Origin of the sequence: Streptomyces scopuliridis (assembly GCF_042790125.1) — a bacterium.
GTDB classification, from domain to species: Bacteria; Actinomycetota; Actinomycetes; order Streptomycetales; family Streptomycetaceae; genus Streptomyces; species Streptomyces scopuliridis_A.
The window spans coordinates 43257-66172 of sequence record NZ_JBHTZS010000006.1 but is presented as its reverse complement, the minus strand read 5'-3'; the positions used below and the strand labels follow the sequence as shown (position 1 = coordinate 66172).

The 22916-nt window shown below is 68.6% G+C and carries 38 protein-coding genes and 1 pseudogene; 6 read left to right on the top strand and 33 right to left on the bottom strand.

Features of this window, described 5'->3' with window-relative positions; genetic code table 11:
• Nucleotides 1–25 precede the first annotated feature (25 nt).
• The 21 genes and pseudogenes from ACFRKB_RS11440 to ACFRKB_RS11340 all read right to left on the bottom strand — a co-directional run bounded on the left by ACFRKB_RS11440 (nt 26) and on the right by ACFRKB_RS11340 (nt 12413).
• Entirely contained in the window at nt 26–829 is an 804-nt protein-coding gene (locus ACFRKB_RS11440; protein ID WP_383105257.1) for a phage minor head protein, read from the bottom strand.
• Nucleotides 826–2658: a hypothetical protein gene (locus tag ACFRKB_RS11435; RefSeq protein WP_383105256.1), complete on the bottom strand. Its 1833-nt coding sequence runs from the start codon at nt 2656–2658 to the stop codon at nt 826–828. The genes ACFRKB_RS11440 and ACFRKB_RS11435 overlap by 4 nt, the downstream gene beginning before the upstream one ends.
• The gene (locus ACFRKB_RS11430; RefSeq protein WP_383105255.1) at nt 2658–2951 is read right to left on the bottom strand and encodes a hypothetical protein; all 294 of its coding nucleotides are present in this window, start codon (nt 2949–2951) and stop codon (nt 2658–2660) included. Before ACFRKB_RS11430 ends, ACFRKB_RS11435 begins: the two co-directional genes overlap by 1 nt.
• Nucleotides 2952–2965: 14 nt before the next feature.
• Nucleotides 2966–4363 (bottom strand): terminase large subunit domain-containing protein, encoded by a 1398-nt coding sequence (locus ACFRKB_RS11425; protein ID WP_383105253.1) that lies wholly within the window; start codon nt 4361–4363, stop codon nt 2966–2968.
• A 2-nt stretch (nt 4364–4365) separates the two neighbouring features.
• On the bottom strand, nt 4366–4839 hold the full coding sequence (locus tag ACFRKB_RS11420; RefSeq protein WP_383105251.1) for a hypothetical protein: 474 nt from the start codon (nt 4837–4839) through the stop codon (nt 4366–4368).
• 10 nt (nt 4840–4849) lie between these two features.
• Nucleotides 4850–5164: a hypothetical protein gene (locus ACFRKB_RS11415; protein ID WP_383105249.1), complete on the bottom strand. Its 315-nt coding sequence runs from the start codon at nt 5162–5164 to the stop codon at nt 4850–4852.
• Nucleotides 5164–5421, bottom strand: a complete 258-nt coding sequence (locus ACFRKB_RS11410; RefSeq protein ID WP_383105248.1) for a hypothetical protein — start codon at nt 5419–5421, stop codon at nt 5164–5166. Before ACFRKB_RS11410 ends, ACFRKB_RS11415 begins: the two co-directional genes overlap by 1 nt.
• 21 nt (nt 5422–5442) lie before the next feature.
• Nucleotides 5443–6423 (bottom strand): N-acetylmuramoyl-L-alanine amidase, encoded by a 981-nt coding sequence (locus tag ACFRKB_RS11405; RefSeq protein WP_383105246.1) that lies wholly within the window; start codon nt 6421–6423, stop codon nt 5443–5445.
• Nucleotides 6424–6590: 167 nt separating this feature from the next.
• Nucleotides 6591–7160 carry a hypothetical protein gene (locus ACFRKB_RS11400; protein ID WP_383105245.1) on the bottom strand — a complete coding sequence of 190 codons (570 nt, stop codon included), beginning with the start codon at nt 7158–7160 and terminating at the stop codon, nt 6591–6593.
• Between the two features lie 166 nt (nt 7161–7326).
• Complete coding sequence (locus tag ACFRKB_RS11395) at nt 7327–7530, bottom strand: hypothetical protein (protein WP_383105244.1); 204 nt, start codon at nt 7528–7530, stop codon at nt 7327–7329.
• Between the two features lie 148 nt (nt 7531–7678).
• Nucleotides 7679–7933 (bottom strand): hypothetical protein, encoded by a 255-nt coding sequence (locus tag ACFRKB_RS11390; RefSeq protein WP_383105243.1) that lies wholly within the window; start codon nt 7931–7933, stop codon nt 7679–7681.
• A 267-nt stretch (nt 7934–8200) separates the two neighbouring features.
• Nucleotides 8201–8413: a hypothetical protein gene (locus ACFRKB_RS11385; RefSeq protein ID WP_383105242.1), complete on the bottom strand. Its 213-nt coding sequence runs from the start codon at nt 8411–8413 to the stop codon at nt 8201–8203.
• 97 nt (nt 8414–8510) lie between these two features.
• Nucleotides 8511–9080 carry a hypothetical protein gene (locus ACFRKB_RS11380; RefSeq protein ID WP_383105240.1) on the bottom strand — a complete coding sequence of 190 codons (570 nt, stop codon included), beginning with the start codon at nt 9078–9080 and terminating at the stop codon, nt 8511–8513.
• A complete protein-coding gene (locus ACFRKB_RS11375; protein WP_383105238.1) occupies nt 9077–9583 on the bottom strand; it encodes a hypothetical protein in 507 nt (168 codons plus the stop codon). Before ACFRKB_RS11375 ends, ACFRKB_RS11380 begins: the two co-directional genes overlap by 4 nt.
• Nucleotides 9580–10155 (bottom strand): hypothetical protein, encoded by a 576-nt coding sequence (locus ACFRKB_RS11370; RefSeq protein WP_383105236.1) that lies wholly within the window; start codon nt 10153–10155, stop codon nt 9580–9582. The genes ACFRKB_RS11375 and ACFRKB_RS11370 overlap by 4 nt, the downstream gene beginning before the upstream one ends.
• A 7-nt stretch (nt 10156–10162) precedes the next feature.
• Nucleotides 10163–10309, bottom strand: coding sequence for a hypothetical protein (locus tag ACFRKB_RS11365; protein ID WP_383105235.1), 147 nt, complete (start codon nt 10307–10309; stop codon nt 10163–10165).
• Nucleotides 10310–10763: 454 nt separating this feature from the next.
• A pseudogene (locus tag ACFRKB_RS38935) lies at nt 10764–11397 on the bottom strand (DUF2637 domain-containing protein); the annotation flags it as partial.
• 89 nt (nt 11398–11486) lie between these two features.
• On the bottom strand, nt 11487–11723 hold the full coding sequence (locus tag ACFRKB_RS11355) for a hypothetical protein (RefSeq protein WP_383105232.1): 237 nt from the start codon (nt 11721–11723) through the stop codon (nt 11487–11489).
• Nucleotides 11720–11875, bottom strand: coding sequence for a hypothetical protein (locus ACFRKB_RS11350; protein ID WP_383105231.1), 156 nt, complete (start codon nt 11873–11875; stop codon nt 11720–11722). The genes ACFRKB_RS11355 and ACFRKB_RS11350 overlap by 4 nt, the downstream gene beginning before the upstream one ends.
• Entirely contained in the window at nt 11875–12138 is a 264-nt protein-coding gene (locus ACFRKB_RS11345; RefSeq protein ID WP_383105229.1) for a hypothetical protein, read from the bottom strand. The genes ACFRKB_RS11350 and ACFRKB_RS11345 overlap by 1 nt, the downstream gene beginning before the upstream one ends.
• Nucleotides 12138–12413, bottom strand: a complete 276-nt coding sequence (locus ACFRKB_RS11340; RefSeq protein ID WP_383105228.1) for a hypothetical protein — start codon at nt 12411–12413, stop codon at nt 12138–12140. Before ACFRKB_RS11340 ends, ACFRKB_RS11345 begins: the two co-directional genes overlap by 1 nt.
• A gap of 199 nt (nt 12414–12612) precedes the next feature.
• Here ACFRKB_RS11340 and ACFRKB_RS11335 point away from each other — a divergent pair, with 199 nt between their 5' ends.
• The 6 genes from ACFRKB_RS11335 to ACFRKB_RS11310 all read left to right on the top strand — a co-directional run bounded on the left by ACFRKB_RS11335 (nt 12613) and on the right by ACFRKB_RS11310 (nt 17126).
• The gene (locus ACFRKB_RS11335; RefSeq protein ID WP_383105226.1) at nt 12613–13419 is read left to right on the top strand and encodes a GntR family transcriptional regulator; all 807 of its coding nucleotides are present in this window, start codon (nt 12613–12615) and stop codon (nt 13417–13419) included.
• A gap of 262 nt (nt 13420–13681) precedes the next feature.
• Nucleotides 13682–14608, top strand: a complete 927-nt coding sequence (locus tag ACFRKB_RS11330; RefSeq protein WP_383105225.1) for a DUF6192 family protein — start codon at nt 13682–13684, stop codon at nt 14606–14608.
• Between the two features lie 2 nt (nt 14609–14610).
• Complete coding sequence (locus ACFRKB_RS11325) at nt 14611–15096, top strand: hypothetical protein (protein ID WP_383105223.1); 486 nt, start codon at nt 14611–14613, stop codon at nt 15094–15096.
• Nucleotides 15097–15345: 249 nt separating this feature from the next.
• Complete coding sequence (locus ACFRKB_RS11320; protein WP_383105221.1) at nt 15346–15684, top strand: DUF6233 domain-containing protein; 339 nt, start codon at nt 15346–15348, stop codon at nt 15682–15684.
• 23 nt (nt 15685–15707) lie between these two features.
• Nucleotides 15708–16568, top strand: a complete 861-nt coding sequence (locus tag ACFRKB_RS11315) for an ATP-dependent DNA ligase (protein WP_383105220.1) — start codon at nt 15708–15710, stop codon at nt 16566–16568.
• Nucleotides 16569–16820: 252 nt separating this feature from the next.
• Nucleotides 16821–17126 carry a peptidoglycan-binding domain-containing protein gene (locus ACFRKB_RS11310; RefSeq protein ID WP_383105663.1) on the top strand — a complete coding sequence of 102 codons (306 nt, stop codon included), beginning with the start codon at nt 16821–16823 and terminating at the stop codon, nt 17124–17126.
• 107 nt (nt 17127–17233) lie between these two features.
• Here ACFRKB_RS11310 and ACFRKB_RS11305 read toward each other — a convergent pair whose 3' ends face one another.
• The 12 genes from ACFRKB_RS11305 to ACFRKB_RS11250 form a co-directional block, all read right to left on the bottom strand.
• Nucleotides 17234–17416 carry a hypothetical protein gene (locus ACFRKB_RS11305; RefSeq protein WP_383105219.1) on the bottom strand — a complete coding sequence of 61 codons (183 nt, stop codon included), beginning with the start codon at nt 17414–17416 and terminating at the stop codon, nt 17234–17236.
• Nucleotides 17417–17473: 57 nt separating this feature from the next.
• Entirely contained in the window at nt 17474–17689 is a 216-nt protein-coding gene (locus ACFRKB_RS11300) for a hypothetical protein (protein WP_383105217.1), read from the bottom strand.
• Between the two features lies 1 nt (nt 17690).
• The gene (locus ACFRKB_RS11295; protein ID WP_383105216.1) at nt 17691–18020 is read right to left on the bottom strand and encodes a hypothetical protein; all 330 of its coding nucleotides are present in this window, start codon (nt 18018–18020) and stop codon (nt 17691–17693) included.
• The gene (locus ACFRKB_RS11290; protein ID WP_383105214.1) at nt 18013–18405 is read right to left on the bottom strand and encodes a hypothetical protein; all 393 of its coding nucleotides are present in this window, start codon (nt 18403–18405) and stop codon (nt 18013–18015) included. The genes ACFRKB_RS11295 and ACFRKB_RS11290 overlap by 8 nt, the downstream gene beginning before the upstream one ends.
• A 193-nt stretch (nt 18406–18598) precedes the next feature.
• Nucleotides 18599–18913, bottom strand: a complete 315-nt coding sequence (locus ACFRKB_RS11285; protein ID WP_383105213.1) for a hypothetical protein — start codon at nt 18911–18913, stop codon at nt 18599–18601.
• Nucleotides 18910–19272 carry a hypothetical protein gene (locus ACFRKB_RS11280; RefSeq protein ID WP_383105661.1) on the bottom strand — a complete coding sequence of 121 codons (363 nt, stop codon included), beginning with the start codon at nt 19270–19272 and terminating at the stop codon, nt 18910–18912. The genes ACFRKB_RS11285 and ACFRKB_RS11280 overlap by 4 nt, the downstream gene beginning before the upstream one ends.
• 280 nt (nt 19273–19552) lie before the next feature.
• Entirely contained in the window at nt 19553–19921 is a 369-nt protein-coding gene (locus ACFRKB_RS11275) for a hypothetical protein (RefSeq protein ID WP_383105212.1), read from the bottom strand.
• Between the two features lie 35 nt (nt 19922–19956).
• On the bottom strand, nt 19957–20433 hold the full coding sequence (locus tag ACFRKB_RS11270) for a hypothetical protein (protein WP_383105210.1): 477 nt from the start codon (nt 20431–20433) through the stop codon (nt 19957–19959).
• Nucleotides 20434–20479: 46 nt separating this feature from the next.
• Complete coding sequence (locus tag ACFRKB_RS11265) at nt 20480–20803, bottom strand: hypothetical protein (protein ID WP_383105208.1); 324 nt, start codon at nt 20801–20803, stop codon at nt 20480–20482.
• Complete coding sequence (locus ACFRKB_RS11260) at nt 20800–21498, bottom strand: zinc finger domain-containing protein (RefSeq protein ID WP_383105206.1); 699 nt, start codon at nt 21496–21498, stop codon at nt 20800–20802. Before ACFRKB_RS11260 ends, ACFRKB_RS11265 begins: the two co-directional genes overlap by 4 nt.
• Entirely contained in the window at nt 21495–22376 is an 882-nt protein-coding gene (locus tag ACFRKB_RS11255) for a hypothetical protein (protein ID WP_383105205.1), read from the bottom strand. Before ACFRKB_RS11255 ends, ACFRKB_RS11260 begins: the two co-directional genes overlap by 4 nt.
• A 91-nt stretch (nt 22377–22467) precedes the next feature.
• Nucleotides 22468–22911, bottom strand: a complete 444-nt coding sequence (locus ACFRKB_RS11250; RefSeq protein ID WP_383105203.1) for a hypothetical protein — start codon at nt 22909–22911, stop codon at nt 22468–22470.
• Between the last annotated feature and the right edge of the window lie 5 nt (nt 22912–22916).

The following is a 22916-nucleotide window of genomic DNA, read 5'->3' as shown; positions in this document are numbered from 1 at the left end:
AACGGGCGGGCAAAGTCAGACATAGTCAGCCTCTCGGATTCTGTCTGTCGGTCCAATCAAGCGACTCCCCGAGCACCACGGGCAGCAGCGTGCACCGGCACTGAATAACCTCCTGCGCCGGGCCGCGGGGGTCACCCGGGAACAGAAGCTGCGCGCCGCCTACCTCGAACGGCGAGCCCAGCAGCGTGCGCTGCCCGTCGGCCGCGCGGTGAGACGGCCGCGTCCGCTGGTCCTCCGTCGCCAGCCACACCTTCATCGGCGCCATATCTCCACGCGCCTCTGCGTCCAGCTGCGCGCTGCGGAAAACGCCAGCGTTGACCGCGCCCATGACCTCCGTGCGAGCCACCACTCGCGCCCGATTCGGCCACAGCTCCGACCCCGACGCCGTGAGGATCCGCTGCACCTCAGCCGTCACATCCGGGATCGGCCGGCCCTCACGGATCCCGCGTTCGATCTCCACCACGATCCGGGCGTACACCTCGTCTGGCACGCGTCGGAGACGGTTGCCCGCGTCGTTCAGGTAGTCCGCCACGTACGGATCGGTGACCGGGTCTCCGGCGCTGGTGACGCGGCGCCACGTACGGCGCAGCACGTTGGAGATCTCCGGCACCACCTGGACGTTGACCTCGTCGGTCCAGAACTGCGAGCTGTCGCTCACCCTGTTGGGGTCGAGCGGCCCGTCCGGCGGTGCAGCGGCGGGCCGTACGCGGTCCAGGAACCGCGACAGGGACCGGAACCAGGCACGGCCGATCCGCTGCTCGCCGTCGCGGATGATGGCCTGCGCACGCAGCCGCGCGGGCAGGTGCTCGTCCTCCGGCGGGGTACTCACCGTAGGTACCTCAACAGATCGGCGCGCTCGTGCCGCTCGACCCACTGGAGCCGGTTGTCGACGTACTCACGGACTCGGCTCTCGAAGCGCTCCGAGTCCAGACCGAACGCCTCAGCCACATGGGCGGCGAACTGGAAGGACCCCTCAGTCAGCCGCGTGCGCTCGCTGCGGTCGGTGTCGAAGGGAATCTGCAAGTACAACTCATGCTTCGGGACGTGCCCGAACTGCCCCCGGAGTGGGGCCTTCAGGAGGCGCCCGCCCGCGCGGGACAGAGCGTCGAACACGACCAGTTCGGCGGCGGCCACCAGGCCATCGGGAAGTGTCGTAGCAGCTGCGGCGGCGAGCGCCGGAGGTTCGTCGTTCTGCGTCGCGGGCAGCGCGCGCTGATCCCGCGCCGGCGGGGCGTCCACCGGTGGAGGCTTCCCGCCCTCAAGCTGAGGGACTGCGGGCGTGCGGGCGATCTCGAACCCGAACAGCCGCTGCGCGACCTGTGGATCGTCGGCCAGCGACGGAGCCGCGACGATGGCCCTGGCGAGGCGCCGCAGTTGTACCTGCTCCTCGTCGGGGATGTCGTCCTCGCCGACGCCGACTTCGGCGCGCATGGCGTCGTCGCTGATGAGTTCGTTGTCCCAGAGCCACTTGAGGTCTTCTGTGCGGTTCGGCCGCTGGACGATCTCGGACGTGTTCCAGGCGAGCCTGTACTTGTCCGGGTCGGCGACGCCCATCTGCTTCAGGGTCGGCCGGTACCAGTGCGTGGTGAGCGCGTCTCCAATGCGGTCGAGAAGAGGCTCGATGTAGATCTTGTAGGTGGACTCTTCTACCTGCCACGCGCCCCAGTGATTCGCGTCGGCCGTGGACCCGGTCGCCACCTCGTTCGGCATATCGAGCGACTCAGCGAGCCGTCGGATACCGTCGGCGCGCAGCGCGACCACCGCCGCGTCGAAGGCCGTAGCCAGATCGATGTGCTTGATCGGGTCGATCATTTCGGCCGGGATCTGCGCCATAACGGGCACCTGCGCAGCAGCAGTGCCCGGGTTCTGGAGAGAGCGGGAAGCGATACCCGACACGTACTCCATGAAGCCAGCCGCGCCAGTGGCGCCCGATTCCTGCTCGGGGAAATCGATCTCTTCTGGGAGGAACAGCAACCCGTTGCCCGCGAGTCTGCTGTCGAGGCGGGCGGCGATGTTCTGCGACGCCTTCTCAATCTCCCGCAGCACAGGCAGTGCCGGCCGGACCGCGCTGTCCGCGTGGTACTGGATCCGCGGGTGCGGGGACCACACGCGCATCAGCAGGTCGCCAGGGGCGAGGTCCCTCTTGACGCCCGTCATGGGGTCCTTGTACGTCCAGCGGGCGCCGCTGTAGTCGACCTCCGTGCCTGATAGAGCCACCCACTCGTCGGGCGCGGTCTCTCCGCGGCGCGTGGTGGTCCCGGGCCGGACGAGGACGAACACCTCGCCTGGCACCTGCCAGTTGACGGCCATCGTGTACTGGAGCTGCGCGCGCATGGCCGCGCCGCCGAGCGCGCGGGCGACGGCGGCCTGCGCCTGCGCGTTGTCGGTCGGCCCGGTCGGCATGCCGGTCGCCGGGTCGACCTCGGCCGCGTACAGCTCGGCGCGGGACACTGCGTTGGCGATCCAGGTGACGGCCGAGCGGAGTTCGCCGCATGCGTCGTAGTGGTACCAGGCGTCCCGCTGCCAGGCGGTGTCTCCCTGTCGGGCGGTCCACGCCTCGCGGGCATCCGAACCGGTAACAGGAACTGCGGCGGCGAGGACCACCCGCGGCCTTGTGCCGCGTTCCTCTGCGCCCTTGCGGCGCTTGAGCAGGGGCATCACTCACCGCCCTCTCGGCCGCTGAGCCAGCCGGTGGCGTAGCTGAACGCCAGCGCGGCGCACCCGGCGGCGAACCACCGGGCGTCACCCCACGCCCACCAGGCGGCGCCCATACCCGCGCCCACGTACACGGACGAGCACCAGGCGCACACCAGCAGGTACGAGAGCAGCGATTCGCGCGGCAGCTGCCGGATGATCCAGTTGCGGGGGGCTTCCGTGATCCGGTCGGCGGTGATCAGGCGAGTGAGCCGGGCGGTGGCCAGCGCGGCGAGCACGAGCGTCAAGGTGTCCATAGTCGTCGTCATCTCTATGCGGGCCTGCCCTGCGGCGCGGCGTGGGGTGAAGCAAGAACCATCCGCGTCCGATCGCGCTTCATCAGCAGGGCGACGGCGTGGACCATGGCGTCGATGTGGTCAGGGCTGTTGTTTGGGTCCTCTTCCGGGATCCACGAGGTGAGCTGGTCCTCCAACTCCGCGTGGACACCCACGTGATGCACCCGGCCCTGCTCGTACCTCATCGCCACCGGCTGCGCCCGGAGCTGCTTGCCGCGGGAAGCGTTGACGCGGCGGATCGGGGGAACGCCGGCGTCGTCGCCGTAGATCTCCCGCCACGCGTCCTTCAACACCGTGCCGATCCAGTCCTTGCCGCCGTTGTCCTCGACGACGAGGAAGTCAGCGTCGACCTCTTCCCACAGAGCCCACGCGCGGTGCGAGGCGTCACGCGGGGTCATGCGGCGGGAGACGTCGGCCAGGATGTAGTCGTGCCCGTCTGTACCGCGCCCTGCGGCGACGAGGCCGGTCTCGTCGCCCTGGCCGGTGCCTGCGGGGTCCATGCCGACGACGGTCAGCATCAGCTCCGGGGCCTCGTGCACGCGGTTGGCCTCGATGATCGAGCGGGCAACGAGCGCGCCCGGCATGTCGTCGAGGACCTCAGCGTCCAGTTCCTGCCTTCCCAAGGTCGTCCCCTCATACTTGGAGACGACCGCACGCCGGAAAGTCGGCGCCAAATTGTGCAAGTTGTCGTAGGTGCTGCCCTTGACCAGGTGGGTCATGGGGTCCTTGATCAGCATCTTGATCACGGGGAGCGGGCGGGGCGTAGTCGTGATGCAGATGCGGGGGTGGTCGCCGAGGCGCATGCCGAGCTGCGCCATGTCCCAGCACGCTTGCAACCGGCGCCAGGCGGCAAGCTCGTCAAACCATCCGTAGTGGTGCTGCGGACCACGGAGCCGGTCCGGCTCGTCGGCGCTGTAGACCGTCTGGATCGCCCCGTTGGGGTAGACAACGCGGCGCTTCGACGGCTCGTACACGGGGCGGAACGTCGCAGGGGCGCACGCCAGGATGCCCGACTCCCCTTCAACGAGGATGTCCCGGGTGTCTGCTGCGGTCGGCCCTACAAGAGCGCCGCGCTCGTAATGCCGGGCCATGTCGATGGACCACTCGGCGCCCGTGCGGGTCTTTCCGAAGCCTCGGCCAGCGAGGAGCAGCCACACATCCCAGCCGTCGCCCGCAGGCGCGCGCTGTGGAGCGCGGGCGTGCCGGCCTTGGCGGCCGGGGTGTGGCATGCCGTCGCAGTTCTCGCGGTCACACAGCCACGGAACTTTGCCTGCGTCGTGGTCCTGCTCGATCTGTTCCAGGCGGGCGAGGAGCAGGGCTTGGGCCTGTACGGGCCAGGCGGCGATCTCTTCGCGGGTGGGGAGCAACGACATGGTCACTCGCCTCCCCCGAGCTTGTCGATGATCGCGGCGATCTTGTCGGAGAGTTCCGTGTGCTTGGGGGATTCGGGCTTGTTGTAGTCAAGGAGCGTGGTGCGGGCCTTGCATGCTGCGGAGAACGCCTGGGTCCATCGAATGCTGGGGTCGTTACCTGGGGGCAGTTGGTCCAGGGACTCGTTGAGGCGGTCGAACAGCTTGTCCGTGAGCAAAGACTGCTGCTGTGTGGTCTTGCGGACCATCACCGCGTAGGACTCGGTGCGCACGCCGATGAGGTGCTGGTCGTAGGAGCGGCAGCGTTCCACCCAGCCGTGCCGGGCCGACCACTGCTTGAGGAGCACCACCGATTTGCCGATCGTCTCGGCGGACGCGGCCAGCGAGCGGGAGGAGCCCATGTCCCGGTACACGGTGAACGCCTCGTACGCCGGATCGGACTCGTTGCTCTGGCGTACCCACGGGTCCAGTTCGCTCACGATGGCCTCCCTACGCCCCGCCGCCGGTGCCCAGAGAGAGCGCGCCTACAGCCCACAGAAGGAAGGCGACGACGAGAGGAGCGCCGAACGACGTCCACGCGATCCGCCGGTTCGTCAGGCCCCGCTCACGCTCCGATTTGACGTCCGTTTCGACACGCTCGATCCGCTGCCCGATCAGCTGCTGATCCGTGGCCCGCTGCTCCTGCGTCACGAGTTTCGCTTCCAGAGCGGACACGGCCTGTGCCAGTTGGTTGAGCTGGAGGCCCTGGGTGCGGATCAGTTCGTACACGGTGGGCGCGGTGGGGTCCGGGGCGGGCGTGACCATTACACGCCCTTGGCGAGGGACGCGCTGTTGGTGACGTCGCGGACGCGGGCGATCAGGCCCTTGACAAGGGCTAGCGCTGCACCGATGCCGCCCGTGAGCGCGGCGTACCACATGGAGCCGTTGAGGGGCTGGGTGACGACAACGCCCGCTATGAACGCCTGGAGGAACGTCGAGAGAACGCGCTCCAGAAGGTCACGGCCGTACGTCTTCGCCGTCTTGTACACCGTGTCAGTACTGGGGAAACCGCTGAGAGACATGGGGAGATCCGTATCTGTGAGTCAGGAACCGGACGTACCGGTGACGTCGATGTCGACCTTGACGACCGCGTCCGCGATCGCCTTCTGCACAGCGGCGACGACGGCCGCAGTGTCGACGCCCTTGCCGACGAGACCGGCCAGCGTCGTGATGGCGGCGGTCTGTGCGGCCTCGGCTTTCTGGAGGGCGCGGACGCGGGCGACTACGTCCTTGAGGAGGGACTGTGCCTGCCATGTGGGGTTGGTCTTGATGTCGGGGGCGTCGGCGGGAGCCGCGATGGCGTCGGTTCCCCAAACGGCGTTGAAAATGTCAGTTTTGGTGATGCCTGCCATGGAGTCCTCCTCGATGGGCGGCTTGGGGGCTGGCGTGGTGGTCCCGGGCGACCAACTGGCGGGATGTTTGAGCCGCTCGGCGACGTCGGCGCGGAGCTGCGCCATCGTGAAGCCGCGGGGGTCGACCTTGTCGGAACTCCACTCCAGGTGCCCGATAACGGACTTCGCCGACCACTTGTGCGCGCGGCACAGGGCGGCCTGGACGCGGACGATCGCGTCGTACTGGGCGGCCGGCCAGGGGTCCTTGCCGTCGCCGAGGTTCTCGCACTCCCAGCCATAGAAGTGCCTGTTGCCATCGGTGCCGTTGCTGTTGCCCTTGGTCGGCGAGGTTGGCCGGGCCCCGTAGGACTCGGCGATGACCTGCTCCAGCACGCGCGGGTCCCCGCCGCCGGCATGGTTGGCCCGCCCCCAACCGACCATGTGCACCGTGCCGTCCTTGGCGATCATTCCGTGGCAGAGCGGGCCGGGGAGCGCGGCGTATCCGTCGCGGACGATCCGGACGGTGGCGTCCGTGCCTCGGGTGACGGTGTGGTGGACGATCGAGCCGTTCAGCGGGCCCCACGCGCCCTTCGAGTTGCGGTTGTGGGTGCGCCACGAGCCGACCTCGACGACGCGTACGCCTTCGGCGCGGAGCGCTGTCAGCACTGCTGAGGCGGATAGCGGCTGAGCCATGCGTGCCCCCCCTCTTTTCGGCCAGTCCTGAGCCGAGCATAACTGAAACACGTTCTAATTCACTACATCTGTAGTGACCGTCCAGGGCGGGCTACCCGGGCACGCAAGAAGGGGCCCGCATCATGGCGGGCCCCTTCTCAACTCGTTCAGCTAACGTGCGCGGACATCTACTTGATGGTGCCGGTCCAGTGCGGATCCTCAGCGAGAAGGTCGACACTGGCGTCCACGCGGGTCATGGTGAACACAACCTCTGCCCCGTCCTTCTTGGCGAGCGCGTACTCGAAGGTGAAACTGCCCTTCTTGCCCGGCGCGAGGCGACCCGTCATCTGCTTCGACCCCTTCTCCGTAGACACGAACTCGGTCTGACCGCCCGTAGTCGCGCCCTGCGCGCTGACCCCCCACGTGTCCAGGTCCAACGGCTTCTTCGAATCGTTCGTCACGTCCAACAGGACACGAAACCCGGTCTTGTCGGCGCCGGGCTTGAGGTCAAACTCCCCGAAATCAGCGGCCGTCAGCTTGCTGATCCCGGTGACCGTGAGCAGAACGCCGTCCTTGTAACGGAAGCCGTCGCCGACCATCAACTCTGTGTCCGGTGCCTTCTCCTCGACCGGCTCTTCGGCCGGCGCTTCTTCCGTCGCCGACTGCTGCGGCGCCACGTCCCGTTCTGCGGTGCCCTGCGCGCCGCTGCTGCATGCCGCGGTGAGGGGAAGGAGTGCGGCGGCTGCGGTGGCCGCCATGGCGGCGCGGATTCTTGTGCGGGTGTGCATGGTCCCCCCAAGGACTTGTGGATGAGGGGACATCGTGGCGGATGTGCAGGTGGCGTGTCTGGTGGGTGACGGGTTCGTGACCTGTTGGCTCAGTGTCAGCCCGCGCTGTAGGCCGTGGGGCGGTGGGCGTCGTCGATTACATGGCTTCCCAGGGGATGTCTCTGACCCATCGCCAGACGCCGGCCTCGTCGGGTGCGTAGAGGGAGCGGCCGCCGGGGTGGGTGCAGCCGTCGCTGATGATCGCGGTCCAGGGGTCCGGGTCCGTGGGGTCGACGGGGGCGTGCTCGCCGTCCAGGGGGCCGCCGTGCAGCTCGACCATGGTGGTGGGCGTGTTGGTCATGGCCCCATGGTGGCGCAGCGGTGAGCGGCTACGGGCGGGTATGGGTGAGCCCCACCGACGGGGGTGACGGTGGGGCTCGGCCCGTGCGGCGCGGAAGCCAGATACGCGGACCGGATAACGCCAGCGTACGGCGTGGGACGGGCAGTGGTCAGACGCGCATGCCAGCCCGGTACCGGGCCGCGCGGAGCACGGAGGAGTGCACGCCGCACGACGTAGCCTCAAGTCCGAGGCTGATCTGCACCGGGCGCACCGCGTCCATCAGCGGACGCGTGGCGGCACCCGCGAGAGCCAGAGCCTTCCTCGCACCCTGGGCCATCCGCAGCTGCTCGGGCGTAAGAGGATCAGGGGCACGGTGCCGCGCAATCTGGCGCAGGGCGCGGTCGCGGCTCGGGTACGGGCTCATGTCGTTATCATCCCTTCTCCGGCAGTCAGCGGGGAGGTTTTGGGAGCATCTCGTCACCGCGGCGCAGCCGTCCGTCGGTTCGGCCGGCGCCGGGGGTGGGGGTGGTTTCCTGACCGCGCGGCCGGAGGTAGTTACGGGAACTGGTCGAGGTGGTGCTACTTGGTTTCTCGGTGCGTGCCACGATGGCGGTCCTGTCTCTTGATCGGGATAGGGACCGGGGCGGCCGGGATGCCTGGCAGCTGTCGGCCGCCCCGGGGGAACTGGCCGTCAGGCGTGCTTCGGACGCCAGCGGCCGGCGCCGAGATCGGCCAGCTCGTCCAGGTGCTCGTCCGTGGCCTCGCGCATGGTTTCGGCAAGGCCGTGCTGCCCGGCGGCCTGAAGGTCGCGCTGGCTGCGCCGCGATGCGGCGATGTCGGCCGTGATCTCCTGTCGGATTTCTTTCTTGGGCTGGTCCGCGCGGAAGTGTCTGCTGCTGGCCATGTGTGCCTCTCTCAGGTGGGGTAGAACGGCGGTAGATCCGCCGTAGATCTGGGGTAGATGAGTGGTAGAACCGCAGGTAGACCCGGTGGTAGACGGCCTACGCGGCCTGCTCCTCAACGGCCTCCGGGGAAGGGGCTACGAGATCGTCCCGATGGACCCCGTACGCCACCCGGCGGGCCACCTTCACGGACCGCCGGACGGGCACCCCGAGCGCCTCCAACCGGGCCCGCACATCTGCCACCGTCCAGCCCTCTCCTTGGCCCTGTTTCTGGAGGTGCTCTAGGACGGTGGAGAGGTGCACTCCGGGACGGTCGCCGATGAGGTCGGACAGCATGGCCCGGAGGTGGTCCTCCGCGTCGTCCTCGGGGAGGTCCGGTTCGGCCGCCGGGGCCTCACTACTCGGGGGTGTGGCGCGGACTGCTTTCCAGCACCACACGGGGACGATCAGCCACAGCAGCGCGGGCATGGCCCGGATGACCCGCCAGAGTAGCCAGAGGCCGGCCAGGACGAGCAGGGCGCGGAGTATGCAGCCGAGGACGGCGGCCACACCGTTCAGGTCGTCCCGGCGGCCCTTCCGGATCCACGCGGTGACCGCGTCGGCCAGGCGCCGTGCCTGGATGCTGGAGCCGTCCCACAGGCGGCGCGCCAGGGTCTGGAGCCGTGTCACAGGATCCCCGCTCCCTCAACGGCCGCGCGCAGCTGCTCGCCCGCCGTGTTCAAGGAGCCGGGCAGCCAGTTCAGAAGGCTCGCCACACCTGCGGTCACACAGAGAGTCGCGCCGCAGAAGCCGCCGCCGGCCATGCGCTTCTTGTCCTGCTTGCCCGCGGCCTTCCACGCGAGGACGACGCCGACGGTCAGCAGGAACACGATCACCGCGCCCTCTGGGGTGAGCTGTCCGAGGTCGCCTCGGGTGAGGGCGCCGCTGCCCGCAGTTCCGGTAACTGCCTGAACGCCCTTCTCTCCAGCGCTGTTGGCTACGCCGGCGGAGCATCCGGCGAGCCATCCGAGGAGGCCGCCGGTGCAGATGGTGGCGACGGCGCCGAGGGCGAAGCCGGAGCCGAAGGGGATCAGTGCCCTGGGCTCGCGGCTGCCTTTCCACCAGTGGCGAAAGTTGAACCAGAAGATCGCGGCGGAGATCGCGAGTCCGGTGAGGGTGAGGCTGGTGGTCATCGGCGGGTTACTCCGGTCAGGATCGTGACGGCGTCAAAGGGGTCGATGGCGCCGAACGCGCCGACAAAAGTGGTGGCGAGGAAGAACACCCGCAGGAAGCTGCTCCCGTGGCCGTCGCGGCGCTGTTCGCGCTTCCTGACCAGGGCGTATCCGGCGAGGAAGAGGGCGCCTCCGCCGATGGCGTAGCCCCAGCCGGTGCCGAACTCACGGGCCTGGCCGACGGTGTAGTACCAGGTCCCGGCGCAGGAGTAGCCGCGGGGCAGGATCGGCGCGACGGCGAGGACCAGGCCCGCGGTGGCCTGGAGGGGTGTGGCGAACGTCCGCAGCCATGCCCGCAGGCGTTCCCAGCGGGTCGGCTCGGGCGGGAGGGGCGCGGGAAGGAAGGTGACGTACACCTCGATCGGCCCGGGGTCCGGCGGGGGCGGTGCGGGTACGGCGGGCGGGGCCGGCGGTGCGGGCGGCGGGGGTGGTGGTTGTCGCCAGGGCGGAATGTCGTCGGGCTCCGGCGGCCGGTCGGGCAGAGGCGCGCCGGCCGGGATGACCCGGGTCGGGGTGATCGGCTTGTCAGACATGAGGTCCTCAGGCGAGTGCGGTGACGAGTGCGCATCCGGCGATGAAGCCGAGTGCGATGGCGAGTGCGGTGGAGTGCTCGGGACGCATCCGGTCGAGTGCGCAGTAGGCGGCGACCATGGATGCGGATGCGAGTGCGGCGAACGCGGCGTGCATCAGCTGGCCTCGCGGTCGAGTGCGTTGCGGATGCGGGTGGCTCGGGCCTGGCCGATGCCGAGTTCGCGCTGCATCCGGCGTAGGGAGAGTGGCCCGATGGCGGCGAGTGCGCGTGCCTGTTCGATCAAGTCGGCGTCGGATGCGGTCGCACTCGGCCGAGCGGGTGCGGGTGAGGGGGGTGTTGCCGAGTGCGCATCTGCGGTGACCTGGTGGATTGCGGGCAGCATGGGTTTGAGGTCGAGGACGAGCGCGCTGTCCAGGTGCGGTGCATCTGGGGCCGGATGCGCACCTGGTGCGGCGAGTGCGAGCGCATTCGGATGCGGCGTGAGTGCGGGCGTATCCGTGGTCGGTCCTGCGAGTGCGGTTGCGTCGGCCACCACTCGGTCGAACTCCGCATCCGCATCCGGGGCCGCGGCGCCGACGGATGCGGGCGCACCGGGCGCATCCGTGAGCGGGGCGAGTGCGCGCCCGTAGCGGGTCAGCCGCAGTGGCATCCGCATCTCTACGGGTGCACTCCACCGCCACGTCCGGCCGTACCGCATCTGCAACCGTGCCCGGTAGATCAGCCGTTCCTGTTCGAGTGCGATGACGTCCTCGTACGAGCGCAGCTCCCACAGCTTCATCCGCCGCCAGAGCTTGAAGGTGGCCAGCGGGGCGAGGATCCAGCGGATCAGCCGTACAGGCTCCATGTGCCTGTCGGCGGTGATGTCCGCGATCCGGCCGGTTGCGTGGCGCGCGGCCTCGGTGACGACCACGAACAGGACCGGGATCACCGCGTGCATGCCCACACCGAGCGGGTCGGGCCATGCCGCGGCGGCGTTGAACGCGATCGTCGCCGCGGTGAGGAGCCAGGCCACCTGACGTAGCAGTGGGTACGGCATGCGGACCCAGGTGAGCAGGAGGTCGAGGGCGAGCAGGACGATGATGCCTGCGTCGATACCGATGGGGAACGCCAGCGCGAAGCTGCCGAAGCCCTTGGCCTCGGCGAGTTTGCGGACGGCGCCGTAGGAGCCGACGAAGCCGATTCCGGCGAGGAGGACGCCGCCGGCGGTGACGGTGTAGATGAGGCGTCGTTGAACGGTCGTCAGCGTGGGGCGGGCGTTCACGGTTCGGCTCCCGAGTAGGGGGCCGGGCCGCGCGGTTGGTGTGGCACGCGCGACCCGGCCGGTCAGGTGGGTCAGCGGGCCCGGTCGGTGACGTAAGGGCCTTTCGGGTACGGGCCGAAGAGGCGCGCCCATGCACGTCGCAGGGCGGATCCCTTCGGGGCCGTGCTGGGCTGCTCGGCCGTCGCTGCGGCCAGTGCGAGCGTGGCGTGGACCTGAGCCTCGGCGTAGATCTCGGCGGCGTCCCCGTCGAGATGTCCCGCGAGTTCCAGAAGGCGCTCGGCTTCGGCGTAGTGCCACGGGCCGTTCATTGGGCGCCTGTTGCGTTGCTGTCGGCAGCGCGCGCGTCCGCGTCCGCCTTGGCAGCAGCGCGGCGGCGTTCGGCTTCGGCGCGGGCGGCGTCCTGGCCCCGCTTGTACGCGTCGGCGGCGTCCTTGTCGCTGACGCCCTTGGGCTTGCCCATCAGCGGGTCACCGCCCCGAGCTGCTCACGCAGACGCTCCGCGTAGGCGCCGCGGGATCCGGTGAGCGGCAGGTCTGCGACGGCGGCGAGCGTGTCGGTGATGTCGCGGCCGACCGCAGCGTCGTTGTAGATCCCGTGCCAGTCCCAGACGCTGAGCTGCACCTCGGAGTGGAGGGCGCCCACGCTGATGGCGGTGGCCGGGTTCATGACGGTGAGCCGGTCGGCGGTCGCTGTCAGAATCACGTCGAGGGTCGCGGAATCCATCACGCCCCCCGGGCAGCAGCGCGGAGGCGCAGTGCGTACTCACCGCGGCTGATCGGCTGGTCAACGGTCGGCATGTAGCGGAGCAACTCGCGCTCGGCGGCCTCGGCGTCCGCAGTGAACCCGTGGGCTTCCGAGGTGTATCGCAGAGCAAGGGCGAGTCGACGCGACCCGGTCATGGGCTCATCGGGTCGGACCGCAGTCATGCGCTCGGCGATGGCGAGCAGCAGGGCGCGGGTATCGCGGTCCTGACCGGTGCGGCGCAGCGCTTCGTCCATGTCGGGGGCAGAGCTGTCTGTACCCGGTAGATGAGCACTGTGCAGGATAGGGTTCGTGGCCATATGTGGATCTCCTGAGGCATGGGCGGTCTCACATAGGCCCTGATCTGGTGTGCAAGACCAGATCAGGGCCGCGTGTCGTGGCGACAGCACGCACGCTATCCCATCTAGGAGTGCTCTGTATAGGATAGGAGGGTAGATGACCCGAGAGGACGCCATGGCCGGCACGTACAGGGACGTCGCTGCGAAGATCCGCCGTGACGTCGAAGCTGGGCTGTGGCCGATGGAGCGGCCAATCCCCGGCATCGACAGGCTGCGCGAGCGGTATGGCGTGGCCCGGGACACCGCCCACCGAGCGGTCAAGCACCTGGTGGCGGAGGGGCTCCTGTACAGCGAAGGGCGCCGCGGCACCTTTATCCGCCCGGTGCCACCCGAGCCCACAATCGTCAGGGACCGCTACGCGTACCGAGACGAGATCGGCTACTTCTTCGACCGCAACGCACAGGACTGGCGCGGAGTCGGCCCTGCGACCCAAGAAATTGGGGTCCCTCCGGAGGATGTCGCCGACTTGCTCAGCGTGCCGCACGGTGAGCACGTGATGATCCGCGACCGCGCCGTCGGTCCACCTAAGGCGGATCATCCGCACCAACTCGCTACGTCCTACCTTCCAATACGGCTGGTGAGCGAGCTGCCGGTCCTGGGCGCTGCACAGACCGGGCCGGGCGGGATCTATGACCGGATCGAGGAGCACCTCGGCGCGCCGATCGAATGGGGCGAGACGATAGGCGCGCGGCCGGCCAATGACACCGAGCAGCAGCGCCTCCGCATAGGGGGTGGTCTGCCGGTGCTGGTTGTGACGCGTGTGTCGCGGGTGGGTGACCTGGTCGTGGAGGTCAATCAGACGCGGATGAGCGCGGATCGCTTCGCCGTGTCGTATCGGGTGCTGCGCGACGAGTCGGCGCGGTGGCCCCGGCGTAACGACGGTGGCGAGCAGCCGGAGTCATAGCGAGCGCACGACAGAGGGCCCACCCCAGCACTAATGCGGTGGGCCCTCCGTTCTGCGCTTGTCGTGCGCCACTGATTCCGGCGAGAACGCCGGCATGCCTCCACTGCTCAGAAGCGCCCCCCCCGAGCCGGAGAGTTAAAATGCAGTAAAAGTGTCGTTTGATCCGCTTTGGGGGCGGAAGTACATACCTGACCAGTGCCAAGAACTGGCGTACGGGGCGGCGTAGCACGTCGCGGCTCCTAGCCAGGGGAGAAGGTGGCTCGTGACTACGTCAACCATTCCGGCCTCATTCGGAAAGCAGGAGTGGGACCGCTTCGTGCGGCGTGGCCGCACGCTGGTGAAGAAGATGTCGGCTATCCAGTTCGACCTCGGAGATCTCATGATCGAGATGCTCCAGGGGCGTCGCCGGGGGAACGGTGAAGTAGGCGAGGTTATCGAACTGTTCGCGCACGAGATCGGCCTGGCGCCGGCCACACTCCGCACGTACTACGACGTCGCCCGCCAGTGGCCGAAGGATAAGCGGCGCTCGGATGTTTGCTTCACGGTTCACGCAGCGCTGGCGTACACGCGAAGCCGCTATGTCAAGATCCGCAAGGACCCGGTCGATCCATTTACCGGCGAGCGGCACTGGACGGTGAACGAGGCGCTACGGGCGGCTGACCACGACCGGAAGCCACACACGCCCACGAACGCTGAGGAGCGACTAGCGAAGACCCGTGAACTTCTGCGCAGCGAAAGCGATGCCGCCGAAGCAGTGAGAGAGATCCTGGCCCGGCCGGACGTCCGCAGTCGCGCGGCCTCCGACCAACGGACCCGGCATCTGATGCGCCAGGCGCAGTATGAGCACTGGCAGCAGGTGGACGAAGCGGCCGAGATTGACCAAGAGCTGGCGGAAAGCATCGAGGGCGAGGAAGAGCTGGAAGAGGAAGCTCCGAAGGTCTCTTACGACGAAGGCCCCATCGAGATCCTCAGACTACTGGGTAGTTTCGCAGCATTCTTCGTCTCACTCCAGAAGACCATTCCGCAGATCCACTCCCAGGATTACACAGAAGAGGCCAAGGAAGCCGTGCTGGACAATATCGCCAAGGCGCGCTCCTTCCTCGACTGGTGTGAATCTGCGGTCACAACAGGCAAGACCGATATGGACAAGGCGCTCGCGCGCCTGTTGGAGGATGAAGAAGGCGAATAGTCATGGCAACCAGGCGTCGTCAGGCTGCGCACGATAGCGGGGAGGATCTTTGGAATCGAGTGGAAGCGGCCGGCGAGCCGGGTCTCGCAACGGATGAGGCCATGGGCAGCAATACCCGGGGGCAGTTTGAGTACGGGAAGGGCTGGATCAAGGACAAGAAATGCAAGGCTGAGAAGAAGTGCTGGGTTTATCACCACGGTATGTATTCAGTGACCGTTGATCCGGACAAGTCAACGATGTACGCCAGTGAGAGGATGCGTTCTCTCTACAGGCAGGCACGAAGGATTTATGACTGTTCGATCGCCCCCCTGCCGCCTGCTGCGCAAAAGTTGCCAACCGTGAAACTTCTGCGCAGTCAATGTGAAAGCATTTTCGCTGCGATGTCGGTTCTGGAGGCTGCGGGATTCTCGGCTGAGACGGCCGTGAAAAAGGAAACCAGCGCGAAGAAGAGAGCATCGACTAGCGCCGTGAAGACGCGCACTCGATGAACACTGTCGGGGATGCTCGCGAGTGTCAGCCTGGGGCGTGTTGAAGCGCGGTGAGGGTGACGCCCGGGTAGACCGTATGGCCAAGGCCCCCACCCGGGTCGCTCAGGATGGGGGCTTTCGTGTTGTCTGCTCGACTGCGCCATCGCTGGCGGCGGGATTCGTACCCGCGTCGTGACGATCACGGTAGCCGACGGGGGCGGTCGACGGGTGGATGACGCGGCGCGTGTCGCCCCATCTAGACTCGAACGTGTGATCGATAAACCATCGGCCCGGTTGGAGGCCCTCTACTTCCTGAAGCGCGTCCAGCTCGAACAACTGGAGCGCACGGAACGGTGGATCGCGGACGAGGAGGGGCGCCTCGCGGAAGTCGCAGCCCGTCGGCCACGCGCGGAGCCGCCAGCATGGGTGGCCGAGCGCGGCATCAGCGCCCGCCGCGAGCCCATCGCCATTCATGCAGGGACCTGTTCCATGGCCCGCGGAAAACTCCAGGCCCTCACCCGCGAGCAGGCGGTGGAGGCGCTCACCGTGCACGGGATCCGGCCGTGCCAGCTCTGCCGGCCGGACACGGACCTGGGTGTGCTGGACTGACCGGGCGGTCGCACGCTGGAGGTGTGGAACTTCCTGTCGACGTCGCGCTCGCCAAGGCCGTACCGACGCTGCCCGCCGGTGAGGGCTGGTGGTACGAGCCCAAATTCGACGGACACCGCACGATCATGGCTCGCACCGCGGAGGCCGCGGTCTTGTACGCCCGCTCGGGCCGGGTCGTGACCCCGTGGTGGAGAGACCTCGCGCGTGCCGGTGAGCAGCTGCTGCCTGGCGCGGTCCTCGATGGTGAGGCAGTTATCTGGACCGGCCATCGCATCGACTTTTCGGCGGCTCAGTCCCGCGCCGCGTCGGCGCCGGCCCGCGCTCTGCTGCTCAGCCACCAGCTGCCCGCGGCATACGCCGTGTGGGATCTCCTGTCCCATCCGTCACTGGGTGACGTGCGCGGTCGGCCGTACGTGGAGCGCCGCGGTCTGCTGCTCGGGGTGCTGTCGGAGATCGGTCCGCCGATCCAGGCCGTGCCCGCTACGGACGATCGTGATGTGGCGATCGCCTGGTACGAGGGGCTCCGCGAGCAGGGAATCGAGGGTGTCGTGGCGAAGCGCGGGGATGGCGCGTATCCGGGCGGCCGGCGGGGCTGGTTCAAGGTGAGGCATGCGGATACGCGGGATGCGACGGTGGTCGGTTATGTGGGGTCGAGGTCCCGGCCGCGGGGGCTGGTCCTCGCGCTGGAGGGTGAGGTGCGGATGACGAGTCGTCTGGATCCGGTGGTCGCTGCGCGTATCGGCGCGGTGCTGGCTGGGGTGAGTGAGTTGGGGCCGGCCACGGTTGGGGATGAGCGGTACACGGCGGTGGAGGCGAGTGTGGTGGTGGAGGTGTTGGTGGGGACGGGGCGGCATGCGCTGCTCACGGTGACGCGGATGCGATGAAATGCGCGGCGCAGACGGGCGAACGCCCGCCCCCGCAGATGCTTGGGGGACGGGCGTCGCTCGGGATGGGGATGGCTTTTCGGCCACTTTCGCATGCTTAGTCGAAACTTTTCCGTCGCGTGTATAGGTTCCCTCTCGATCGGCTGCGAACACCATTTGGTCTTCGCTCGCTTCTCATGAGGGGGAACCGTGAGCTACGCAATCAGAGGGATTGCTCTTTTCGCTGGCGCTGGCGCGTTGGTGGTGAGCAGCATGCTGGGGACGGCGTCAGTTGCCAGCGCGAGCCCCGCCGCGGCCGCCGCTGTAGTGCCGGCCGACTCCTGCGGTTACTACAGCGGGACGGCCCTGACTCAACGAGGCAACTCCGGCCCCCGTGTGTACGAAATCCAGTGCCTGCTGAACTGGTACAGCGGGTACCCCGTCTCGGTCACACCGGACGGCGACTTCGGTCCCGCCACGGAGCGAGGCGTCCGCTGGCTCCAGTCCTGTGCCGGTCTTACCGTTGACGGTCTGGTGGGAACGAACACGTGGAGGGCCCTTAGGACCAGCTCCTGCTGACAGTAGGAAGGTGCGCTCTGCCCTGGCTGCTGGTGCTGGGGCAGAGCGCACGGCTGTGCCAGCCGAATTGGGATTCGTATATTCGCGTCCCGGCGTCGTTCAGCGGCTCACCACCGCGGGGTGGTCGCGGCCCCCTCTTCGAGCGCGCCCATGTTGCGGGGCTCGGCGTAGTAGGCGTCGGCCTCGGCGTTGATCGCGTCGCACCGACATTTCGTCGGGGCCCACGAGGGTCCGTCGCTGGTGTTGACGGGGCAGTCGCCGTAGTGGTCGGGGTCGGTCTTCTGGGACATGGGTGGTTCCCCCTTCGGTGGTCTGTTTCAGGGTGGCAGGGTGTGGTCTGCGGCGGGTCAGTTTTCGTCGGTCGGCTGCTCAGTGATCGTGGTGATCCGCTCCATCAGCCGGTGCTCCCAGTTCGGCTGCATCTCGCGTCGATAGGCAAGCTTCTTTAGGGCCTCAGCTTTGGTGTCCCACCCGACCAGGACGCCGGCCGGCTTCCGCCAGGGTTGGCTGGGCGCGGGGCGGGACTGGATGAAGTAGGTGATGCTGGCGGGCTGGTCGGGCATTTCACTCCTTGGTGGAGGGCTGGCCATCGGATGTAGTGACGGGCGATGACGGGATGTCGAGGCCGCCCGCACGGCCGGTGCTCTGCTGGGCCGCGTGGCTGAACGGATCGTCCGGCTGCTCAACGAACGGGTCGAGCGAGGCGAGGAGTTCGCGTAGCGGTCCCTCCTTGCGGTCGCTGGTGTAGCGCCACCGTTCGGCGAGGGCGCGTATGCGGGCGACGGCGCCCTCGGCGCGGCGCCGGTGACGGGCGGTGTCGCGGGCGCACCAGGCGGCGGCGAGCAGGGCGACGGCGGACGCGGTGAGCGAGGCGACGTCGACGGGGTCAGGCATGGCCGGCCTCCGTCTCGGGCGCGGCCAGGACAACAGACGCGGACGGCGACTCCTCAGCGTCTCCACGCTCGCCTGTGAGGAGCGCGCGCACCTCGGCCTGCGCCGCCCGGTAGCCCTCACCGAACGCGCCCTTGCCGACCTCGCTCCACGACCAGATCAGGGCCCTCCCGATGCGGGCCGAGTCACTGAGCCAGGGTTCCGGCTGCTGCGCCTCGGCGGCGAGCAGTTCCCGCAGCACCTCGGCGACATGGCGGGGGCCTACCGGATGCGCGGCGGGCCAACCGTCGGGGCCCTTCTCATGGCGGCTCATCCGCGAGTAGGGGTTGCCGAGTTCGGTGAACCGCTCAGTGAGAGCGGCTTCGAGGCGGGCGGGCAGATCAGGCATGGTCGGTCTCCTTCATGCAGTCGGGGTGATGGCGGTACAGGTGGCCGGGCTCCCACCAGCCGGGCGTGCTGCTCCGCGGTTCGGGCGGCGCGCCGGCGGGTGTGCCGGTGTTCGGCGTGGAGCATCGCGGCGAGCGCGGCCGCGGCGGCGAGGAGCAGCAGGGGGATGCCGGCGCCGATCCAGCGGGCGGCGGTCACTGGGTGCCGTTGATCTGCCGGGCCACGGCGAGGGCGTGGCGGTCAGGACCGACCTGCTCGGCGTCCTCTGCCGCGCTGTCCAGCCAGTCGGCAAGGGGCAGACCGAGCGCCGGGTCCATCGCGGCGATGTAGTCGGCGTCGGCGCGGCCCTGGTCGCTGTCCTCGGTGTCGACAAGGCCGGCCGTCGGGCTGGAGACCGTCCAGCCGTAGTCGCCGATGCCTGTCTGGGTCCAGGGGCCTGGTGTCGCGGTGGTGGCGAACGCGCGCAGTTTGTGGGCAGCGGCGCGGAGTTCGTCGGCGGGTGTGGTCATCGGGTCACCGCCGGGTCGACCTCGGGATGCGTGAACCGGACCGGGATACCGAGCGCCCGCGCGTACCGGATCTCCGCCGTGGTGGAGGTGCCGATGTAGTCCCCGACGACCAGGACCTCATCGGCCATGCGGATCTTCGCCCGGTGCAGGTCGTCGAGCATGACCTTCAGCGCCTCGGCGCCGGCCGGGTCGGCCCACAGTTTGTGCGGCTGCTTCATGTTGACGCCGGGCCGGACGACGATCCGGCCGGCCGCAGTCTCGCGCAGGTCTGCCTCGGCCATCTCCGCCATGAACCTCGTGCTGCCGCAGATGCAGACGATGTCCGGAATCTGCAGGCGCTCCTTGGCGGCGGTGAGCATCTCGCTCGGGCTCCGCAGGTTGGGGTACGACACGTGGGTCTCCTTCGGGGTTTGTGTGGTCATGAGGTGTCCGTTCCATGGAAGTCCTGTGTGGCTATCTACTGGCCTAGTGGGGGCTGGGGTGGGAAACCCGTGCGCTGCGGGGCTCGCGGGGCGCCTGAAGGGCGTACACCCGGGTCCATGGGCCCGTCGCGGCGTCAGCGCCACGGCGGGTGCGCCCAATGCGCCAGCGGGAGGCCGGCGGTGACGATGACCAGGACCACGAAAAGCACCGTGTCGATCACTGCTGCTCCCCAGCACGTCTCTGCCGCATGGCCATCGCGTCCGCCACTGTGAACCCGTTGACCGTGACGTGCGGCGCGGCCTCCCTCGCGAGGCGCAGCGCGGTCTCCTCGTCGAACCGATGCTCCTCCAGCCACCGCTGACGACTCGCCTCGTATGCCTCGTACTGGTCGCTGGTGGGCTCGCCCGGCCAGTCGTGGCCCCAGGACCATGTGCCGTCGGCGCCGAGGTACGAGCTCCGGAGGACGACGGCCCATCGGCTCTTGCCCCGGTATTCGACGGTGATCCCGAAGAGGTCGCTGTCGATGCCGTCTTCGGGAAGGCAGTTGATCCGGTACTGAGTGACTTGAGTGGTCGGCTCGTGCACGGCGACCTGGGTTGGGTCGGGGGATTGTTGGGTCGTCACTGCTGCTGCGCCCCGTCCGTGGACACCGGGCCCGGCTGCTCGACGGTGCGGGCCATGCTGCGGAGCTCGGCGGTTGCCCACCGGGCGCCGTTGTCGAACATGTCGACGTGGTCCTGCGGGAGGTCCATGGCGTCGATCCGGTCGGCGGCCCGGGTGAGCGTGATGGCGCGGGCCTGATCCAACTCGGCACGCAAACGGGCGTTCTCTTGGCGGATGGCGGCAGTGAATCTGACTGCCGCGTTGGCCATCTCCTGCTGCTCCTCGTCCGCCACGGCCATGTAGGCGCGGAGAGCAGCACGGTCGACGGGCCGTTTGGCGGTGCGGGCAGCTGCCTCCCAACGGACACGCCGCTCATGTGTCTGCCACGTCTCCAGAGGCATGTGCAGGCCATCGGCGTGTCCGGCCGGTCGGGCGCACTGATCGCCGTCTACGAAGGTCACGTTGCAGCGGGTCTCGGGCTCGGGCTGGTCCATGGTGATCCTTTAGGTTGGCTAACGTTCTGTGTAGGTGGGGCGTAGGTCAGGCGACGTTCTGCGTAGCCCGCGCGGCGGCTCGCCAGCGAGTGACGGTGCGGGAGGTGACGGCGAAGATCCGGGCGATCTCCGCGGCAGAGAGTCCAAGGCTGGTGAGCTGGACGCCGGCTGCGGCGCGTTCTTTGGGGGTCATTCCGGCGGGGGGTCTGCGGTCGCGTACGGCGGTGTCGATGGCTATGGGGTCAGGGGTCGCGTGTGTCTGGTGGGGGTTGCCGAAGCGCCATTGGCGGCAGCGGTGGGTGTGGCACATGAGGTAGCGGGGTGCGGCGGTGCGGGGGCATCCGGTGATGCGGCAGGGGCGGGTGGTCATGCGGCGTTTCCGTTCGTTGTCGGCCAGGTGTCGGCTGGTACGGGTTTCATCGCGGTGGTGGCGGCCTCGGTGCGGGAGGGGTGTGCACCGGTGGTGAGGGTGTGGCGGGTGCCGTTGCGGCCGGGGCGGGTGCAGGGGCGGCCGGCGTAGGCGCGGCAGGTCTCGACCGGGCAGGCGACAGCAAGGGCATCAGGGAGACCGGCGCGGATGTTCCGCTCCCGCTCCGCACGTGCCGGCCGCAGGATGCGCAGGGCTTCAGCGACGGATGGGGGCATGTACGTTCCGAGTTCGGCCATGCGCTGTTCGACTTCGGCGGCTGCCGGCCCGGAGGTGAGCGCCTCGTGCTCGACGGGTGGTTTCTGGCCGGTGATGACGGCGCGGCGGTGGGCGGCGAGCGCGGCCCGGTAGGCGGCTTCGTTGTCGGGGTCGACTGGCGGGGCGGGGTCGACGTCGCGGTTCATGCGGTCGCGGACGGTGGCGGCCCACTGTGTGGCGATGTCCGCGGGGAGGATCGGCCACGTCGACTTGGCGTAGTGGGTCTGGATGGCGGTGATGGCGTAGTCGTACGGGACTTCGGCGAGGATGCCGGCCCACATGTGGATCTGGGCGCGGCGTTCCATCTCATCAGCGCGGCGGACGCGGGGGTCGGCAAGCGCGACCTGGGCGAGGAGTTGCGGCAACTCGGAGGGTTTCACTGGGCGTTCCTCTCTGCGGCGTCTTCGGCGGCGCGGAGTTCGGCGGCGATGCGGGCCATGTCGGCGAGGTAGTCGGACGTGGCGGATGGCGGTCCGGTGATGGCGCGGGGGCCGGTGTAGGTGGGCGCGTTTTGGAGGCCGGTCCAGCCGGTGAGGAAGTAGCGGGCGCTGTAGGGGGTGGTCTTCGCGGCGGTCCAGGCGCGGGCGGCGTGGTCGACGAGGGCGGGTACGCCGACGCGGCGTACGGCATCGCGGAGTTCGAGCCATTCGGTGGCTTGGAAGGTCCAGGAGATGTTCATGCCGCGGGCGGCCATGGCCTCGATGAGGGGTTGGACTTCTCCTCTTCCGGAGGGCTCGGCCACGGCGGTGCCGGGGGTGTTCGTGGAGGGGGGAGGGGGAGGAGGTTCCTCCGTAGGAGGAACCGGACGGGACGGGGATGGGGACGGGGTGTCGTTACTCCCCCCGTTACGCGACGCGTTACGTGATGCGTTAGTAACGCCGTTACTTTCGATCTTGTCGGCGTTCCGCTTTGCGTCCTGCTCGGCCTTCTTCCGCTCTCGGTATGCCTGCTGACGTGCTGCGTTGGCTTCGCGGTCGGCTTTCACCTTTGCGCGGTCGGGGTTGTACTCAAGGAAGTCGTGAATCATCCAGCCGTCTTCAACCCGGTCCCACAGCCGAGCATCTTCAAGTTCCCTGGCCGTCTTTTTCATGTCGCGTACGCGTGCCACAAGTGTCAATTCGCGGTCGGTGAGCTTGCCTTCGGTGAGGTTTTCGGAGGACCAGCAGAGGGCGGAGACGTATAGCCGGAACGCGCGATCCGACAGCAACGCGACCTTCCGGTGCGAGGGGAATCTGTCGTCCAGGCGGACCCAGGGCATGTGCGTCTTCCTTCACGGGTGCGGGGTGGTGCGGTGTCTCGTCCGGGGCGGGGCTCGGGGCCGGCCGCCCCGGACGGTGGGGCGTCGTGGGTCAGGAGGTGCGGCCGGTCATCTCGTTGAGGGACACGACAGCCATGTCGAACAGGGCCCGGATGCCGTCGGCCAGCGCCTCGGCTGCCTGCTCGTCGCCCGGCCGGACGAGTGCGTTGAACAGGGCGTGCGCGGTGTCCCGCTCGTTGTTGGCCCACGCGGTGGAGAACTGGGCGGCGAACCGGATGCCGGGCGGCAGGACGGCGATGTCGCCCGGCTTTCCGGTGGTGGCGTCCAGGACGAGGAGGCCGAACGCGTCGCCCTTGGGCAGCGTCTTGCGGGGGGTGATGGCGGACATCTCGGCCAGTGCTGCACAGAGGCCCATGGCGCTGGCCGGGCCGCCGGTGATGAACGGCTCGAAGAGCGGGCTGGCCTTCTCAGGGTGGCCGGTCATCCCGTGCGCGAGGGCGGCCATGATGGTCTCGGACGGGTCGTCCTGTGGCACGACAG